Below are 14,974 nucleotides of genomic sequence, written 5' to 3'. Positions count from 1 at the left end.
TCATTCAAAGTTTAAAGAGAGTTGCTTACAAGGTTCTTTGTAACCAGGATTCGAAAGCATAAACGACTTCCGCAAGGCATCAGAAATTCTTTCTCTCATGGCCTTAGAAACATTGTTCCTGTCCGCTTCTCTGTTAATCAGCAAGCATCTTTCAAGGCTCCCGTTGATAGGTTTCTCGTCGAGAAACAAACTATATTCTGTGAATATCCGGTTTTGACGTTTTCCATCAGACATTTCTTCATCAGTCTGGTACCGCTCAAATACAGTGTCTTGTATTGTTCTCAGGCACCTTTGTCCTCTCTCACTTCTGCATCCCAGCATTTCGTTCTCGAACATGACCGACAAAGCACGCTTTTTCCTGACACCTCCAATTCTGGCCCATCCATAATAAACTTTCAGCTTTCCCATCAGTTCCATCTTTGAGGCCGGCTATTGATTCTTTCCAAGTACGCAGCTATCTTCTTTTCCGCATCCTCACCATTTCGGACGAAAATTCTTGTGTGGGTCTTGTCACCGGGGACAGCCACATACTTTCCATATTTCTCCATCTCCCGCTTCCGGGCGATTTTCAATTCGGTTCCAGAAGGGTTCTTCTCCAAATCCACCTTACGTGGAAGCATCGGGTCACTTTCCGTTATCATTTTGCAAGATATTTGTTGATTATGTTACTTACTACCAGTCCGGCTTCATCACACATACCGGCAAAATTGTCAGACAAAGAGGTGTTATTCTCTTCATCGGGTATTCGTACTATGCTTCTCAGCTCTTTCAATGCACGCTTAACCTGAAAAACCACTTGGGCATCTATTCCGTTTGATTCAAGTTCAGACTGGAACTCCAGTGCAGCTCCTTCAAGCAAATCGGAGTAGATGAACAGCTTGTGCATCTTGCGAAGCATTTCTACCTTGAACTCTGGGGTATAGTCCTGAAGAAGTTCTCCCAAGGAATGTGGCTCCAGCTCTCTTTCAAGGGATTCAATTTTGTTCTTTATTTTCTGTGCTTTGGCAAAGTTCATGGATGAAATCAAGGAAATATACTTCTGTCTCAGTTCATTGAGCTTTCTTTCTGATTCTTGTCTTTTCATTTTTCTACTTTTCTGATGATTAAATACTTCGGCTCGCCTTTACGGAGATTGTCAAGGGTCTCTTCGTCTACTTCCGCTTCGGTGAGTCTGTTTACGTTCATGTATTGTGGTAGACGGTACTTCTCTCGCAGCCTCCTGATCAGGTTCCAGTCACGAGTTACCCAGCAGATTGTGATTTTCATTTTCTCAGGCTTTCACCGCTGAACAGGACGGTTTTCGTTATAGCCCTCAGCCGGTCGATGGTTCTTTCCCCATATTTCTCTCTAAGCTCGTCTATCGTGAGGTTGGTAGTAAGAATGAGAAGTTTTCCCTTCTTCTCTGCCTCGTCTGCAAGCTCAGCGAAAGCAAGCCTTTTTTCTCCGTATTTCACGCTTAAATTCTCTGTCCCTATATCGTCCACGTAGATGATGTGTTTTTGCTTCACAGCGTCCAAATCAGCGTTCATCTGCTGTGCATCGTAGCAGCTTACCACCTTTCCGCAGTAATGGTTCAGGAGTAAGGGAAGAATCTTTCCGCAGATAAGGGTCTTTCCTCGTCCGCAGTTGCCGAAACACAGAAGTCCGCGGCCTTCATTGCCGGCCAGCCAACCTGCCACCTCTTCGTACTCCGGCAACCATTGGGCATTATTTCCGGTGAAATACCTGATGCCGGCCCAGAGAACCTTCTTCGCCTCCGGAACGGATACCTGTACGACATTCGGGATAGGGGAGAAGCCCGTATCTTTGAGCCGTGCGATTGTCTGTTGAAAATTTATCTGTTCCATGTTTACCATCCTTTCTTGTATTTTTCAGGTGAATTGTCTTTCAGGACTACGCCCAAATCGGTTTTTGAAGGAATTTTCTCACGGCTGGCCCAGGTTGCCAGTCTTCTGGGAAGTTCCCAGGTCTTTTCCAGTTCATATCGCATACGGGTGCCGGATTTGTTAAGCTCGCTCCAGTAGTCGAAGAAGGCACGAATCATTTCCTTCGGGTACTGGCCGACATAAGGTACCAATAACTGGTAAAAGGATTTTTTTCGTGAGAGAGTAGCGGCTTTAGCCGCGGCCTTCTTTTCTACCACGATAGTGGTAGTTTCTTTATTATTCTTTCCTTTTATTTGCTTTGTGTCACCCGTGTGTCGCTTTTTGGCCTCATTTTGGGGCTGTGTCACCTGTTGTGTCAACAGTTGTGTCGTTAGCTGTGTCACCTGCGAACGTAACTCATTGATTTCTTGCAAGATAGTTGTGTCACTAATTGTGTCATTACTTGTGTCACTTGCTGTGTCAGTAGGATTTCCGTTGTAGTCATTGTATTTTACAAGTGTTATAATGTTCATACCTTGTTCCTTGGAAAGAGTTATCATGTTTTCCCGCTTCAGATAAGCAAGAAACGTCCGTACTCGTCTTTCAGTCCAGTTCCAGCGTTTAGATAAGAATCTTATGGATGCAGGATATTGTCCTCTTGTATAAGAGACTTCTCGACCTCCGATACTCTCCATACGGGGCGTTGCCTCAAATCGTGCTGACCGAATCAGGTCAAGCCACGCTTCGCAACTGCTAAAAGTCCGGGCCTCATTCCACATATCATTCGAGAAGAACTTGCGGCTTAGTTTTATATATCCTTCCATAATATTAGAATCTTACGTTAGTCAACTGCCTGTTGTTAGAATACACGGCCCACTTGCCGTTACCACCATCTACCAAGCGTAAATCCTTGACTTCGCCAAATCGCTTTTTGTTTCCACAAAGGTCAACAATCCATCCAGCCTCCTTGCTCGGATGCGGACGGATGGCGCGGCCAACTATCTGGTACCATAGGGCCAGTGACATGGTAGGACGTGCCATGACTATCGTATCCAGTTCTGGGTAATCAAATCCAGTTGTTAGTACGCCGACATTGGCCACCACCGGAATCTCTCCGGCCTTGAACGCTTCAAGAATACGCTCACGCTCTTTCTTCGGTGTCTCACCCGAAACGATAGCCGTTCCGGGAATGGACCAGGTAAGGCGTTCAGCTTCTTTCAGAAACCTTGTGAATACCAATATACCTTTTCTCTTTACCCCGCTTTTCGGATTCATAAGCCTTTGCACAATGCTGACCAGAAACCCGTAGAAGTCGATACGTTCATACTCCTTTACGACAGACTTGTCCGTGTAGTCGGCTCCGGTCGTGTTCACCTTCAGGTTAAGTTCGTTCCATCCTAAAGGGTTCATTTCATAATAGTTCAGCTTTGACAGATAACCCATATCCAATAGAGTAGAGATTTGTACCTGATAAATCACCTCAGAGAACACACATGGGCGTGTGCGTGTGATGAACTTCAACATGCTGCCGAAATCCCTGCTTGATGAAAGACGGTAAGGTGTGGCCGTCAATCCCAAAACTTTACATTTCAGCATCGAAAGAAATCTCTTGTACATTCCGTCTTTCGGGTTGACCAGATGGCACTCGTCGATGATGATATTCTGAAAATGCTGGAAAAGTTCCGGATGGTTGACTACGCTGCCGATAGTGGCAAATGTTATTCTTGAAATCTCTTTCCGCCCGAATGATGCAGAATAAATGGAACAGTCCAGAATCCCATACGAGCAGAGCTTCAGATAGTTCTGTTCGAGTATTTCTTTGCTGGGCTGGAATACCAGTGTGTGCCCTTCGAGACGGCTGGCGATGTCGGCTATTACCAGACTCTTTCCGGCTCCGGTGGGCAGCACCATGATGGCATTGTTCTTCTTTGCTTTGTTGGCAAAGAAGTTGACAGCTGCATCACTGGCTTTCTGCTGGTAATCTCGTAAAACATAACTCATAAGCCTTTCTCCTTACTCAGTTTGTCCCCCAAAGTCTTGTAATACTTTGTGAGTTCTATTAATTCAAAATCAGTCCATTTCTTTGTTTGTCCGGCTTTCCATGCCAGCTTGTCGAAACGCTGCTGACCGATTTTTGCCTTCAGGTTCGCCTCGTAGCGTATCAGATGGTCGGCACTGAATCGGTTGCACGCCCGGCACTCGGCATGGGCGTTGTCTTCGTCAAAGCGTGTAGCCATGTGGCGGCGTGAATGGAAGTGCCCGCAATCTGCCTGTGCGTATGGCTTTATCTGACCGCATGAAATACAGCGGAAATACCCGTTCGGCATACAATCACGAAGCCGGATATAGCGGCTGAAAACTTTGTCGAGTTTGGCCACTAAATCCGGCTTCTTCTTTACTTTGATACCTGCCTTGTCAAATAACGGCAAAGGCTTTTCTTTCTTCTTTTTAGGTTTCTTGATGTAATACGGCATAATTCATAATTTTAGTTTGTGGTACCGGCAGGATTCGAACCTGCATTGTGTCTATAGCCACACTGCATGAGCTTTTGCAACCTACAATACGACTTTACGTTTACCTACAGTTGCGGGAGTAAAAGTCCCTTAGTTTTCATACGTCGTCTTTCCAATTTCCGCCACGATACCGTATGCCCGTCTTTCCGGGCTGTCAATTATACTTCGATGATTACGATGTCAGGTGCGACGCCTTTGATTGCTTCAATCTGTTCATCAATCACCTTGTTCTTGTATTCTTCAATGGCCTCATTTGCACCGGCTGAAACCAAAGAGAGAGAAACTTCCCGTCCATCTACATCGGCATAAATCTCGACCTCGATTTCTTCACAGGCAAAACCTTTAAAAAGAGGAATATTCAACTTGAACGACTTTGGCAGGTTGGAATCAACAACCTGCGAATAGTTGTCCGTCTTGTTCCCGTTTTCCTCCTTGCTGCGTTCAATGTCTTGATTTACTTTGGCCTTGAAATTCTTCAAAGTGGAAACCAGCATCATGTTCTGTGACTTGTCCTTGAAGAAAGCACGGTGCATCTTGAAAAACTGGGACAACTTAATAGGTTCCCATTTCCTTTCCGCATTGATACCGAACTCCTGCATTTCCTTTGAAGCCTGTAAAACTCCACTAATTACTGTCTGGTAATAGTTGGTTTCATCAATAGTCAAAGACAGACACATCTTATCACGGTTTACGATGATGTGTGCCGATTTCTGATTAATCAATTCGACACGCTTCTCCAGCCACTTGAAAGGTGCATCTATCGTTCCATCGATAACTACTCTCTCCGGTTCTTTCGGGTCAAGGGCTACGGATGCTTTACCTTCTCTCAATACTACTTCGATGGGTGTACCGTTGTAGTCTTTCGGCACTACCAAATTGATTTTGTTTTCACTCATGATTCTGTTCCAGTTTTACGGTTAATACTAAATACTGTCTTCTGCATTTCTTGTGGCATGATTGGGCGGCTGTAAACCAGTTCACCCAACTTGTTGTAGAATCCGGCCATCTTTTCCTCGTGATAAAGAATTTTGGCACATTCTTCATTCTCAACGAACTCTGAACCACGTTTGATATGGTCCAGAAGTTCCTGCTTTTCTTCGTTCAAAGGCTTCAAGCGTTCTTTGAAACTCTCCATAGCCTCTTTCTTCTCCAATTCAACATCGTTGATGGTGATGGATACCTCGGCCAAAGTCTCTTTCTTCTGAGCCAGTTCTTCGGGGGTGAATCGGTGAGTATATCCGATTTTCTCTACCGCATCGGCGTTGTCCTGAAGGAACTGCCATCGTTCCTGTTCAGGGATGTCTTGTCCTAAAAATTTGTCCATAGTCAAATAAATTCTTTATTACGTTCGATTTCTTGTTGTGCATAGATAAGCATCTGTTGTTCGTTGGCTGCCGGAAGATATACTCCGGCCACTGACGCAGACCAGTTACGGAAACGGTCAATGCTCAATGTCATTTCACCTGTCGTAAGTTCTGCCGAACTTCTCAGGTAGGTAACTTCCTTGCCTTTCTTGTTGACCGTCTTTCTCTCAAACAAATCACGGTTGCAAGTTCTTTTGTAGAAGTCAATCTTTGCTTCTTCAAGGCTGCAACCGTATTCACTGCCGAAATACCCTAAAAGCAGATGTAGATAACTGTTCTGGGCCAGCGTGCGGTTAGGAAGCTTCTTTCTCACTTCCACAACTGCACGTTCCTGAAACAACTTGTTTACATAAGCCTTAAACTTGGGTATATCGTATTCATTTTTCAGATTGAATATACTCATAGGCTAAAAAGGCAAATCGTCCTTAGGATTTCCGTTCGCATCTACTTCCGGTGGAAACGCCTGTGCCATTGTCGGCGGAAATGGTGCTGCCGGTTGAGGTGCCTGCTGAACCGATTGTGCCGCCGTTTGGCCGCCGGTGCGCCGGAGTTCCAGCTTGTAACACCGGATCGATGCCATTCGTTTCAATTCTCCATCCTGATTTGTCCAGGATCGCCCTTGTAAGGCAAATGACACCGTTATCACGTCTCCAATCCTGAACTGATCTAATTCTGCACACTTATCGCCAGAAACTTCAAGCGGTAAGATATTCTCATACTCGCTGCGTTGCCCGGTATAAGGGTCATAGGTAGTTGCATCAAGCAGGAACTCACGTTTCAGGAATGAAGCACCGCCTGTCTTTGATGGTATCTGGACAGTCTGGCCAATTCCAACCAGACGCCCGGTTATTTGGTTACTCATCTTCTGCAAAAATTTTCTTATCAGTTATCAAATCTCTGTTGTCATTCAAGAACCGTATAAAGTCCTCACAATGATTTATAAGGATAGGTATATCCCGTGCAGGCACGAAAGTGTAGCTCTCGGTGTATGTCGCCCGGAAGTCCGTAATATTATACTCGAACAACCTCACATCACTACCGTTCTGCATCAGGCAATACGGATAAACCATGTGCTGCCAGTGGTCTTTGAATTTACCTACATAGTAACTTCCGGTAGTCTTTATATCGTGAACCGACAACGGCATCAGTTCATCTATATATCCATATAGAAGAACATTTCCGAAGCATGTAGGCAAAGTTGCTTCAACACGTTGCTGGGTCAAGGCCCCTTTGTAATAGTTTGCAAACTCGCGGCAAAGTGAAAGGGGAAAGTCAAACTGTCGGTTGTTGTAAGTGGCTCGCAGTCCTACTATTGACTGTCTGCCATCAACCATATCAGACAGCAGTCTTTCCACATGTACCTTGTCTGACTTCCGGTTCTCAATCATGCAGTCTATTACTTCATTGAAAGCCGTTCCCTTGTCGGCTGCTTCACTGTCGAACGGGACACGGTTAATCGTGTCAATCAGGCTTTGGAACTGCTTTTGTCTGAACTCTTCAGGGGTATGTGGGGGATTCTCGCTGAATCCCCAATACCTTTCCCAAATGGCATCGCTTTTCAGATAGCTTGTGAAGGCATCGAGAAGCGTTGCATAAAACTTGAATTTAGGCTGCTTTGTCTGCATAGGTCTTTGTCTCTTTGTTGAATACCAGCCCAAGGGCTTTTACCTTGGCAGCAAACAGGTTTCTGGCCATGCTCAAAGAACTTCCCACATGCTCGAACTCGTTAATACGGGAAGCGAACTCATTGGCTGATTGGGCGTCGGTGATGAATTCGATATTCTCTTTGATTTCGGCTATCACATGGTCGTACTTAGCAGCTTCTTCTTTCTTCACCTGAAGCATGTTCAGGTAAGGACGGATGACTTGGGTAGTGATGAAGTCGTTCTTGGCTGTCGGGTTGCCGTTCTTGTCGAGTATGTTAGGTACAAACATGATACCCGGCAGGTTACAGGTATTCTTTCCGTCGTTTCTTGATGTGGGGTCGAATGTGATTGTACGCTTCTGCACTCCATTCTCGTTTCGCATTTCAAGGTAGCCGAGCAAGTCAAGTTCTGTTACGATGGAATTATAGGATTTCTCTCGCAAAGCAGGGATGAATACCGTATCGTCACCTTCTTTCCGGGTATCACGGTGGGCCACAAACACCACGTTCTTATTCAATGATGAAAGCGTTCGTGTCATCCATGAAAACTCTGCATTGATACCGCCCCAATCCTTAATTTGTGGCTGGCGAGTTCCGCATTTATAGGAAATAATGAAGTCCATCATCTTGCCGATGGTATCCACTACGATTGTTTGGTAGGCCGAGAGGTCTTCTTGCAATACCTGTTGAACATCCTGCCATGAACTTACCTGTACGATGTCGATACCGTCCAAGTGGGCCATATTCACACGTTTTACACCATTATCAAAATCGAGCAGTAGCGGTTTCGGTGCGCTCAAAGCTACGGTTGTCTTACCCATACCTGCCTGACCGTAAATCATCATCTTTACGGTGGAAGGAATTACTAATTCATTGGATTTTTTAATCAAACTCATAATGCAATTTTTTTAGTTAATCAATATTTCAATTTCGCATGTTTAATCACATCCCAGGCATTACAGAACCACTTTCCGTTTTGCTTGTTCGTCGTCTTTTCAGCTCTGATAAGACCTTTCCCTACCAATTCTTTCAATCTGGCCAAACCGCCTACAATGTCGGCAGCAGTGTCACGCCCAAAAGTCTTGTCATTGAGGACTATCTTTAAAACTTCTTCATTTACCATAAGCGTTTATTTTAAGCAGATAATTGCCGAGAAGCCCGGATACTCTGTGGCCGATACCCGGTATTTCACGTCCATTTTGTTTTTAAGTGTCCCGATCAAGCGGAGGTCACGGTTACGTCGTGAGGCTTCCAGCTTGATTCCGTTATGCCGTTTCTTGTCGTAGGGAACCTTGTAGATGTCCCCTTTCTTCATTGCGTCAAACAGACGCACAGTCTGGTAGTTTTCGTCTACTGTAATTTCTCTTACCATAGTTTTAAAATTTGATGTTGCTGGCAGAATGGGACTCGAACCCGTGACCTTTCCGCTAACCCTACGAAATGTTCTACCTCCTGAACTACCTGCCAATAAAAAATGCCGAACTTCACAGCCCGGCATCCACGTTTTATAACCCAAAACACTAATCAACTAAGATTATCATTGATTTTACAAGGTTCTTGAAGTTCTCAAACTTCTTCTCTATTTTGTTTTTCTCTTCACTATAAAAGAGAGTTGAATCTCTTGATGATTTCAAGTCTTTTTGTAACTTTTCTGCGTATGCCACAAGTTCATCCTGCGTCATAGCCTTCAATTCTTCAACTGTTTTCATGACTATTCTTTTTAATGTTCTTGATTTCCGTTTCTATCTCCTTATCGAACTGCTCCCGTCTGTCTAATTCCCGCGAGCGTGCTGCAAGAATGACACTGATGTCCGCAAATTCATTGCAGATGCTCTTTATTATTTTTTGAAGTTCTTCCATCTTTGTCCATTTTATAAGCGGCCCAAAAGCCAGTTGTCACAAACCCTGAAAGCCCAATCCAGTAGACCGGATTCAAATCTTGATTGAAGTGCATCACCAGTACAGACAATGCACAGAGAAAAAGAAGTTTTTTCATAACCGTGTGTTTTAAAATTCGTTCCCGTGGGCGTTCCGGTGGTTGCCTTACTGCTTATCCAAGGTTGGGTAAGCCACGGGTATATATAGTTCTTGCTGGTGTCTAATCAGTGAAGATTGTCTTTGTAGCCGGCCTACGGCCACCTGCAATCGTATAAGTCGTTTTTGTTATCGCGGTGATTAATGCGCTGCGTTTGCTTGTTGTCAGTCCCTTACTCACACCCTTTTCACCGTGCCGCTATCGCTACTCAGTCGAATCCCTTTTGCGTCAGGCGTAGCGGTACGCCTAAAATTTCCATCATGTCAAAGAACCAATCAAGTAGAACCCTGCCCGATTCTCGCTATCGGTTGCCGTTCAGTCCGTCAGCAGGGTAGGTGAGTTACCAACGTATCACAGGCAAGCCTTGTGATAACTGAAGGTTGATGTAGTCCATACCGTCATCTTCGCTGTAATCATCGCAATCGTAAGACTTCAATGCCTCTATTTCTTCTTCGATAATATCTTCAATGTCTTGCTTGCAATCTGCATTGTATTTGCTGCAAACTTCTGATTCTGACATGCCTCTAACAGATTCTAACTCACTGTAGAGTTCATCTAACTTCTTGCTTGCTTCTGTTGCTCTCATAGTCATGCGATATTTAAAAGGTTAGCTTTCTTGAAGCATCTGTATTCTTGTCTCTCTGTGTCGAAGTACACCTGAACGGTATCGTTCTTCTTTCTGTTGTCACCTGATGTAGCAGGTATCAGGTTTTCTTTCAGCGTGCCGTATGCTTCGCGAACAGAACCATCTACCTTTTTGAAGTAGAACTTTACAATTCTTTGCTTCATTGCAGCTTTCAGCTTCATGTTAGCCCAGGCGCATTTCAACGCTTCACTCATAGAGAAACCGTTTCTCTTTACCAACTGCCAAGCTAAAGTCATAATCTCGTGTAATACATTTCTTTTCATAATCGTGTGAGGGTTAGTTGTTTTTTACTATATTTGTTTCGTATCAGTGTTACGTTTCTGATGCAAATATACACATATTTGTTTACAATAGAAATACAAAACAAACAAATATGTGTATATAAATATTATTTAACCATTGGATAATACATTATTATTTGTAGATATGGACCTGAAAGACTTTGTCAGTGAAACACTTAAAGAAATAATAGAAGGAGTAAAAGATGCGCAAGAATTTGCAAAAGGAAAAGGGGCTATTATAAATCCTTCAAAGTTTGGAACAGTTACTCCTAAAGCAATAATGAGTAAAGATAATGATGAAATCTCAGCTGTTCAGCGAATAGATTTTTCCTTGTCTTTAAAGCAAGATTATAAAGCAGGAGGCAAGATAAGCGTAGGAATTATGGATTTAGGAAATTTAGGAGGTGAATATCAGAAAATGAGTGAGAATAGAGTAAATTTCAGCATATTAGTTATTCTTCCCACCGATAACCATTAGGCAATGTATTATGCTTGTACTCTCCTTTTTCTACATATTTAGCAAACTCTTCTGCCATTCTTATGGCTGTTGATGCTTCGGTATAACCATTTACCAAATTGCTATGAATGACAAGAGATAAATACATTTTTCTTCTCCTTTGTGAGAGGAACTTTTTTATTTGAGCTTTTATATTCATAGTTTAAAAACTAAACACCTACAATAGGTACGAGCTATTATGGGTGCATATATTAAACCTCCTTGGAGGAATGTTTAACCAATTAGTTCCTGTAATACCTCGTACTTGTTACGGATACAAAGATATAAACATATTTGTGTATATGAAAAATAATGGAGAAAGAATTGCACAGATAATTTATAGCTTTTGTAAATCAAAAGCTGATTTTGCAAGAAAAGTAGGAGAAAAACCACAAACTATCAGTAACTGGGTTGCTCGTGATAATGGAATGAATGTACTAAATAAAATAATAGAGGTCTTTCCTGAGATTAATATGGATTGGCTTCTGACTGGGGACGGTGAAATGTTGAAAAAAACAATTGGAAGTATTACACCTTCAGCAGATAAAAATACTCGTCCACGTATTCCTTATGATGCAGCAGCAGGTACACTTACTGAAACGATAGATGGAGTAACCAGCTATCAATGCGAACAACTTCCTATTATAAGTGCATTCCCTAAATATGACTTTACTATAAGAATTACAGGGAAAAGTATGGAACCTGAATATTATGCCGGAGATGAAGTTGCATGCCTCCGAGTAAATGAAGAAAGTTTCCTTCAGTGGGGGCGTGTACATGTACTTGACACAACACAAGGAGTTATTATCAAACGAATTTATGATGATGGTGATAAAATCAGATGTAAATCATATAACCCAGAATATCCTGATTTTTCTATACCTAAAGGTGATATTCGATCTTACAATTTAGTAGTTGGCAGCTTAAGATTATAACTAGAAAACCTAATCTTTTATGGAAAATAATATATTCAAAAACACCATTGAATTACATTATTGGCTTAAGGATGAGAGCCACACAATGGATGCCTTTGTATTAAACAAATGTGAATGGGAACTTCTTAATTTATTTAAAGAAGTTGCTAACATTGCAAAGGTAAATATCGTAATAGAATCTGAAGCCATAACAGAGGGTGGTATAAGACAATGGTTTAATATACGGATTAGCTCTAATACGAAAAAAACTATTGCAATTTCTGCATTTACATCTTTTTTTACTTTTGCCTTCACACAAGCACCTCAGTTCGGATTAGATATGTTAAAAGAATACTTTAAAAGTAATCCAGAATTGGAACAGCTTGCCATTGAAGAAAAAAAAGTAGAAATTGAAAGTAAGAAGTTAGATAATGAGATTAAAAGAGAGAAGTTAAAAGAAATTAGATCCAAAAATAATAAGCAAATTGAAGATACCTTACAAAATATATCTTCTAGTACTAAAATAGCTAAAAGAACATCAAATTTTTATGAGGAATTGTCTAAGGAAGTTAAGGTTAATAGTATAACAATAAATAATTATGTTGATTGCGGACCAATACAGCAATCAATTGAAATAAAAAGAGAGGATTTCCAAAAATATATTTTGACATCTAATCAGCTTGAGACCATTATAGACGAAGAAGCTATTGTGGAAATAGTATCTCCCGTTTTAAAAAAAGGTAACTATCAATGGAGAGGAATATACAATGGGGAAACACTTAATTTTAATATGAAATCAAATGAATTTAAAACACTTGTTCAATCTGGGAAGATTGAATTTAAAAATGGGACATGCATAAAATGCGTTCTTGAAATGCCAAGATACATGAATAATTTAGGAGAAGAAGTTATTTCTTCCTACAACATCGTCAAGGTAGTTGGAACATATGATGATAATACATATAGTGAAACAAATGAAGGTCGTATATATAGAAAAAAGAAAGAAGCAGATATTGCTCAACTTGAACTATTCCCCGATATGACTCAAAATGAGAAATAAATTTTAATATAGATTACAGGTTTACATAACACTTATGAAATTTAATATATTTATAGTATCACTTTTCATTCTTATAAGTTGCGGAAGCAATAAGCCATCGCAGGAACAGAAAGACAAAGCAGACAGATACGTCCAAAGTCTCGTGGATGCTGAAATAGGAATCTACAAAGGTGAACTGACCGACGCGAACTTTCTAATCCTTGCCGTAGACGCTTATCCGGGAGCAAACTTTGATGCTTATGCACGTACATACTTGGAAGAAGCGCAAGGTAAAGGACTGGAGATAAAGGGAGTCTATATTGTAGACATCAAGAACTGTCAGTTCGGTGACGGATGGGTATCCGGTGACAGGATAGGGAAGGCTTTCAAGTAGAAAAAATGTTCAAAAGCTTATCCCGGACAGTTAAAAGAGAACTTACAACAAACTAATTTACAAACAGATACACTATAAATTGGAGGAATATTCCCAAGCTGAGGGTCACGGGTTCGAGTCCCGCTTGCCGCTCCTCAGTGTTTAAAGGCTAATATTCTGATAATTAAGAATGTTAGCCTTTGTTTTTTAGAGAAATTCCATAGATATATCAAATTATCAGATTTGGTTCATGGAGAAAAGGAGTAACAAACTGAACCGCTCAACACAGACTATCCTTCTTTTTTCGTAACTTCGCAAAAACCTAAACCAAACTCTTATGAAAGCAAAGTTACTGATTGCCCTGTTCGGCTTGTTGCTCAGCTTGGGCACTACCTCGTGCGTGGTTCATCGCCATGCTCCCAAACCTCCTCACAAGAAAGAAGTTCCTCCCGGACATGCCAAGAAGAAACGTGGCAAAAAAGCGGCCAAGTTCGATGCTCCGGGACACCGTAAACCGCTTCCTCCACAAGCCTGAAAAACAGAAATTCCCCTCATCGGACCAGCCCTCAGCGGAGGTGTCCGAAGGGGAAAAAAAGAAGTAACTACTCTTTTTAGTTATTTAACTATAAATATTAGTTTATAAACTAAAAGTTTTAGTTCTTTGCGGTAATCAAATAAAACGGATATGAAAACACTTACCGCCAAAGAAGAAGAAATCATGGGATTTTTTTGGGAGAAAGGCCCCATGTTCGTCAAGCAGCTGGTGGAACTCTACGATGAACCCCGGCCGCATTTCAATACCCTGTCCACCATTGTGCGGGGACTGGAAGAGAAGGGTTACCTGTCGCACACGGCCTTCGGCAACACTTACCAGTATTATGCCACCGTGAGCCGTGACGATTTCAGTCGCCGCACGCTGCGCGGAGTCATCAGCAAATACTTCAACAACTCCTATCTAGGGGCCGTCTCCTCGCTGGTGAAGGAGGAAGACATCTCGCTGAAGGAACTCAAGGAGCTCATCCGTCAGGTGGAAGAGGGAGAGCAAGAGAAACCACAGTAACACATCTCGGCTTATGGGAACCTTTTTAGTCTACATACTCAAATCGGCCGTCTGCCTGGCGGTGTTCTACTTGTTCTATCGCCTGCTGCTCAGCAAGGAGACTTTCCACCGCTTCAACCGGATAGCCTTACTGGGAGTGATGGTGCTCTCGTGCCTGCTGCCGCTGATACAGATCACGGTCAAGGAGGCTTCTCCGGTAAACATGCAAGTGATGTCGATGGAGGACTTGTTGCTGATGTACCAGTGGAACCAAGGAGCTACGATAGTAGAAGAGGGGGACCACACTCTCCGCTGGCAGGAAATGCTGGTACTGGCCTACTTCGCAGGACTGCTGTTCGTCATTGTCCGCCCCCTCTGGTCGTTGGGACGCATGCTCTTCCTCATTCGCCACAGCCGGTGTGAGAAGCTGAACGACGGTGTCCTACTGGTAATACATCATCGTCCCATCGCGCCCTTTAGCTGGATGCGCTACATCGTGATTTCGGAAACCGACCTGAAGGAAGAAGGACACTACATCCTGATGCATGAACTGGCCCACATCCGTCACCATCATTCATGGGACTTGTTGCTGACCGAAGTCTGTGCCTGGTTGCAATGGTTTAATCCGGCCATCTGGCTGCTCAAACAGGAGTTGCAGAACATTCATGAATACGAAGCCGACGAAGAAGTACTCCGTCAGGGCATCAATGCGAAAGAATATCAAATGTTATTAATAAAAAAAGCCGTTGGCGCAAGGCTCTACT

Annotated in this window: 27 protein-coding genes and 1 tRNA gene; 7 read left to right on the top strand and 21 right to left on the bottom strand. The window is 42.7% G+C overall.

Going from position 1 to position 14,974, the window contains the following annotated elements; translation table 11 throughout:
- The 20 genes from RDP42_RS07175 to RDP42_RS07080 form a co-directional block, all read right to left on the bottom strand.
- On the bottom strand, positions 1–408 hold the full coding sequence (locus tag RDP42_RS07175; protein ID WP_308763138.1) for a hypothetical protein: 408 nt from the start codon (positions 406–408) through the stop codon (positions 1–3).
- Positions 408–641: a hypothetical protein gene (locus RDP42_RS07170; RefSeq protein ID WP_308763137.1), complete on the bottom strand. Its 234-nt coding sequence runs from the start codon at positions 639–641 to the stop codon at positions 408–410. Before RDP42_RS07170 ends, RDP42_RS07175 begins: the two co-directional genes overlap by 1 nt.
- Positions 638–1,084, bottom strand: coding sequence for a hypothetical protein (locus tag RDP42_RS07165; protein ID WP_308763136.1), 447 nt, complete (start codon positions 1,082–1,084; stop codon positions 638–640). Before RDP42_RS07165 ends, RDP42_RS07170 begins: the two co-directional genes overlap by 4 nt.
- Before the next feature lie 178 nt (positions 1,085–1,262).
- A complete protein-coding gene (locus RDP42_RS07160) occupies positions 1,263–1,847 on the bottom strand; it encodes a hypothetical protein (protein ID WP_308763135.1) in 585 nt (194 codons plus the stop codon).
- Positions 1,848–1,849: 2 nt separating this feature from the next.
- Complete coding sequence (locus tag RDP42_RS07155) at positions 1,850–2,689, bottom strand: hypothetical protein (RefSeq protein WP_308763134.1); 840 nt, start codon at positions 2,687–2,689, stop codon at positions 1,850–1,852.
- A 4-nt stretch (positions 2,690–2,693) separates the two neighbouring features.
- Positions 2,694–3,866: a DEAD/DEAH box helicase gene (locus RDP42_RS07150; RefSeq protein ID WP_308763133.1), complete on the bottom strand. Its 1,173-nt coding sequence runs from the start codon at positions 3,864–3,866 to the stop codon at positions 2,694–2,696.
- A complete protein-coding gene (locus RDP42_RS07145; RefSeq protein WP_308763132.1) occupies positions 3,863–4,339 on the bottom strand; it encodes a recombination protein NinG in 477 nt (158 codons plus the stop codon). The genes RDP42_RS07150 and RDP42_RS07145 overlap by 4 nt, the downstream gene beginning before the upstream one ends.
- A 197-nt stretch (positions 4,340–4,536) precedes the next feature.
- Positions 4,537–5,274, bottom strand: coding sequence for a hypothetical protein (locus RDP42_RS07140; RefSeq protein ID WP_308763131.1), 738 nt, complete (start codon positions 5,272–5,274; stop codon positions 4,537–4,539).
- Positions 5,271–5,702 (bottom strand): hypothetical protein, encoded by a 432-nt coding sequence (locus RDP42_RS07135; protein ID WP_204477146.1) that lies wholly within the window; start codon positions 5,700–5,702, stop codon positions 5,271–5,273. Before RDP42_RS07135 ends, RDP42_RS07140 begins: the two co-directional genes overlap by 4 nt.
- 2 nt (positions 5,703–5,704) lie before the next feature.
- Positions 5,705–6,145 (bottom strand): hypothetical protein, encoded by a 441-nt coding sequence (locus RDP42_RS07130; RefSeq protein WP_308763130.1) that lies wholly within the window; start codon positions 6,143–6,145, stop codon positions 5,705–5,707.
- 3 nt (positions 6,146–6,148) lie between these two features.
- On the bottom strand, positions 6,149–6,604 hold the full coding sequence (locus RDP42_RS07125; protein ID WP_308763129.1) for a DUF3127 domain-containing protein: 456 nt from the start codon (positions 6,602–6,604) through the stop codon (positions 6,149–6,151).
- A complete protein-coding gene (locus tag RDP42_RS07120; protein WP_308763128.1) occupies positions 6,597–7,367 on the bottom strand; it encodes an HNH endonuclease in 771 nt (256 codons plus the stop codon). Before RDP42_RS07120 ends, RDP42_RS07125 begins: the two co-directional genes overlap by 8 nt.
- The gene (locus RDP42_RS07115) at positions 7,348–8,283 is read right to left on the bottom strand and encodes an ATP-binding protein (RefSeq protein ID WP_204477139.1); all 936 of its coding nucleotides are present in this window, start codon (positions 8,281–8,283) and stop codon (positions 7,348–7,350) included. Before RDP42_RS07115 ends, RDP42_RS07120 begins: the two co-directional genes overlap by 20 nt.
- A gap of 20 nt (positions 8,284–8,303) precedes the next feature.
- The gene (locus tag RDP42_RS07110) at positions 8,304–8,510 is read right to left on the bottom strand and encodes a hypothetical protein (RefSeq protein ID WP_308763127.1); all 207 of its coding nucleotides are present in this window, start codon (positions 8,508–8,510) and stop codon (positions 8,304–8,306) included.
- Between the two features lie 6 nt (positions 8,511–8,516).
- Entirely contained in the window at positions 8,517–8,759 is a 243-nt protein-coding gene (locus RDP42_RS07105; protein ID WP_072542811.1) for a hypothetical protein, read from the bottom strand.
- 20 nt (positions 8,760–8,779) lie between these two features.
- Positions 8,780–8,854, bottom strand: a tRNA-OTHER gene (locus tag RDP42_RS07100).
- A gap of 53 nt (positions 8,855–8,907) precedes the next feature.
- A complete protein-coding gene (locus tag RDP42_RS07095; protein WP_308763126.1) occupies positions 8,908–9,096 on the bottom strand; it encodes a hypothetical protein in 189 nt (62 codons plus the stop codon).
- A 110-nt stretch (positions 9,097–9,206) separates the two neighbouring features.
- Positions 9,207–9,383, bottom strand: coding sequence for a hypothetical protein (locus RDP42_RS07090; protein WP_308763125.1), 177 nt, complete (start codon positions 9,381–9,383; stop codon positions 9,207–9,209).
- A gap of 379 nt (positions 9,384–9,762) precedes the next feature.
- Positions 9,763–9,942: a hypothetical protein gene (locus tag RDP42_RS07085; protein WP_308763124.1), complete on the bottom strand. Its 180-nt coding sequence runs from the start codon at positions 9,940–9,942 to the stop codon at positions 9,763–9,765.
- Between the two features lie 68 nt (positions 9,943–10,010).
- Positions 10,011–10,331 (bottom strand): SH3 beta-barrel fold-containing protein, encoded by a 321-nt coding sequence (locus tag RDP42_RS07080; RefSeq protein WP_308763123.1) that lies wholly within the window; start codon positions 10,329–10,331, stop codon positions 10,011–10,013.
- A gap of 163 nt (positions 10,332–10,494) precedes the next feature.
- On the opposite strand from RDP42_RS07080, the gene RDP42_RS07075 reads away from it, so the two are divergent.
- Positions 10,495–10,827, top strand: a complete 333-nt coding sequence (locus RDP42_RS07075; protein ID WP_308763122.1) for a hypothetical protein — start codon at positions 10,495–10,497, stop codon at positions 10,825–10,827.
- Here RDP42_RS07075 and RDP42_RS07070 read toward each other — a convergent pair.
- A complete protein-coding gene (locus tag RDP42_RS07070; RefSeq protein WP_308763121.1) occupies positions 10,802–11,005 on the bottom strand; it encodes a hypothetical protein in 204 nt (67 codons plus the stop codon). The two genes, RDP42_RS07075 and RDP42_RS07070, sit on opposite strands and share 26 nt — an antisense overlap.
- 142 nt (positions 11,006–11,147) lie before the next feature.
- On the opposite strand from RDP42_RS07070, the gene RDP42_RS07065 reads away from it, so the two are divergent.
- From RDP42_RS07065 to RDP42_RS07040, 6 genes are all read left to right on the top strand, one after another.
- A complete protein-coding gene (locus RDP42_RS07065; protein ID WP_308763120.1) occupies positions 11,148–11,780 on the top strand; it encodes a S24 family peptidase in 633 nt (210 codons plus the stop codon).
- Positions 11,781–11,799: 19 nt separating this feature from the next.
- Positions 11,800–12,819: a hypothetical protein gene (locus RDP42_RS07060; RefSeq protein WP_308763119.1), complete on the top strand. Its 1,020-nt coding sequence runs from the start codon at positions 11,800–11,802 to the stop codon at positions 12,817–12,819.
- Between the two features lie 34 nt (positions 12,820–12,853).
- On the top strand, positions 12,854–13,192 hold the full coding sequence (locus tag RDP42_RS07055) for a hypothetical protein (RefSeq protein WP_308763118.1): 339 nt from the start codon (positions 12,854–12,856) through the stop codon (positions 13,190–13,192).
- A 316-nt stretch (positions 13,193–13,508) separates the two neighbouring features.
- Positions 13,509–13,706, top strand: a complete 198-nt coding sequence (locus RDP42_RS07050; RefSeq protein WP_308763117.1) for a hypothetical protein — start codon at positions 13,509–13,511, stop codon at positions 13,704–13,706.
- 150 nt (positions 13,707–13,856) lie between these two features.
- The gene (locus RDP42_RS07045) at positions 13,857–14,231 is read left to right on the top strand and encodes a BlaI/MecI/CopY family transcriptional regulator (protein WP_204479745.1); all 375 of its coding nucleotides are present in this window, start codon (positions 13,857–13,859) and stop codon (positions 14,229–14,231) included.
- A gap of 13 nt (positions 14,232–14,244) precedes the next feature.
- Positions 14,245–14,974: M56 family metallopeptidase (locus RDP42_RS07040; protein ID WP_308763116.1), on the top strand; the 730-nt coding region annotated here is incomplete at its 3' end.

The organism is uncultured Bacteroides sp. (genome assembly GCF_902472605.1).
GTDB lineage: Bacteria > Bacteroidota > Bacteroidia > Bacteroidales > Bacteroidaceae > Phocaeicola.
The sequence above is the reverse complement of the archived record's forward strand: the minus strand, read 5'-3'. Positions and strand labels throughout refer to the sequence as shown.

Coding starts and splice junctions, on each gene's coding strand:
- RDP42_RS07075 (WP_308763122.1), top strand. CDS start 10,495: ATGGACCTGAAAGACTTTGTCAGTGAAACACTTAAAGAAATAATAGAA.
- RDP42_RS07110 (WP_308763127.1), bottom strand. CDS start 8,510: ATGGTAAATGAAGAAGTTTTAAAGATAGTCCTCAATGACAAGACTTTT.
- RDP42_RS07080 (WP_308763123.1), bottom strand. CDS start 10,331: ATGAAAAGAAATGTATTACACGAGATTATGACTTTAGCTTGGCAGTTG.
- RDP42_RS07055 (WP_308763118.1), top strand. CDS start 12,854: ATGAAATTTAATATATTTATAGTATCACTTTTCATTCTTATAAGTTGC.
- RDP42_RS07085 (WP_308763124.1), bottom strand. CDS start 9,942: ATGTCAGAATCAGAAGTTTGCAGCAAATACAATGCAGATTGCAAGCAA.
- RDP42_RS07145 (WP_308763132.1), bottom strand. CDS start 4,339: ATGCCGTATTACATCAAGAAACCTAAAAAGAAGAAAGAAAAGCCTTTG.
- RDP42_RS07105 (WP_072542811.1), bottom strand. CDS start 8,759: ATGGTAAGAGAAATTACAGTAGACGAAAACTACCAGACTGTGCGTCTG.
- RDP42_RS07120 (WP_308763128.1), bottom strand. CDS start 7,367: ATGCAGACAAAGCAGCCTAAATTCAAGTTTTATGCAACGCTTCTCGAT.
- RDP42_RS07125 (WP_308763129.1), bottom strand. CDS start 6,604: ATGAGTAACCAAATAACCGGGCGTCTGGTTGGAATTGGCCAGACTGTC.
- RDP42_RS07070 (WP_308763121.1), bottom strand. CDS start 11,005: ATGAATATAAAAGCTCAAATAAAAAAGTTCCTCTCACAAAGGAGAAGA.
- RDP42_RS07140 (WP_308763131.1), bottom strand. CDS start 5,274: ATGAGTGAAAACAAAATCAATTTGGTAGTGCCGAAAGACTACAACGGT.
- RDP42_RS07160 (WP_308763135.1), bottom strand. CDS start 1,847: ATGGAACAGATAAATTTTCAACAGACAATCGCACGGCTCAAAGATACG.
- RDP42_RS07050 (WP_308763117.1), top strand. CDS start 13,509: ATGAAAGCAAAGTTACTGATTGCCCTGTTCGGCTTGTTGCTCAGCTTG.
- RDP42_RS07165 (WP_308763136.1), bottom strand. CDS start 1,084: ATGAAAAGACAAGAATCAGAAAGAAAGCTCAATGAACTGAGACAGAAG.
- RDP42_RS07090 (WP_308763125.1), bottom strand. CDS start 9,383: ATGAAAAAACTTCTTTTTCTCTGTGCATTGTCTGTACTGGTGATGCAC.
- RDP42_RS07135 (WP_204477146.1), bottom strand. CDS start 5,702: ATGGACAAATTTTTAGGACAAGACATCCCTGAACAGGAACGATGGCAG.
- RDP42_RS07095 (WP_308763126.1), bottom strand. CDS start 9,096: ATGAAAACAGTTGAAGAATTGAAGGCTATGACGCAGGATGAACTTGTG.
- RDP42_RS07155 (WP_308763134.1), bottom strand. CDS start 2,689: ATGGAAGGATATATAAAACTAAGCCGCAAGTTCTTCTCGAATGATATG.
- RDP42_RS07175 (WP_308763138.1), bottom strand. CDS start 408: ATGGGAAAGCTGAAAGTTTATTATGGATGGGCCAGAATTGGAGGTGTC.
- RDP42_RS07060 (WP_308763119.1), top strand. CDS start 11,800: ATGGAAAATAATATATTCAAAAACACCATTGAATTACATTATTGGCTT.
- RDP42_RS07115 (WP_204477139.1), bottom strand. CDS start 8,283: ATGAGTTTGATTAAAAAATCCAATGAATTAGTAATTCCTTCCACCGTA.
- RDP42_RS07150 (WP_308763133.1), bottom strand. CDS start 3,866: ATGAGTTATGTTTTACGAGATTACCAGCAGAAAGCCAGTGATGCAGCT.
- RDP42_RS07170 (WP_308763137.1), bottom strand. CDS start 641: ATGATAACGGAAAGTGACCCGATGCTTCCACGTAAGGTGGATTTGGAG.
- RDP42_RS07130 (WP_308763130.1), bottom strand. CDS start 6,145: ATGAGTATATTCAATCTGAAAAATGAATACGATATACCCAAGTTTAAG.
- RDP42_RS07065 (WP_308763120.1), top strand. CDS start 11,148: ATGAAAAATAATGGAGAAAGAATTGCACAGATAATTTATAGCTTTTGT.
- RDP42_RS07045 (WP_204479745.1), top strand. CDS start 13,857: ATGAAAACACTTACCGCCAAAGAAGAAGAAATCATGGGATTTTTTTGG.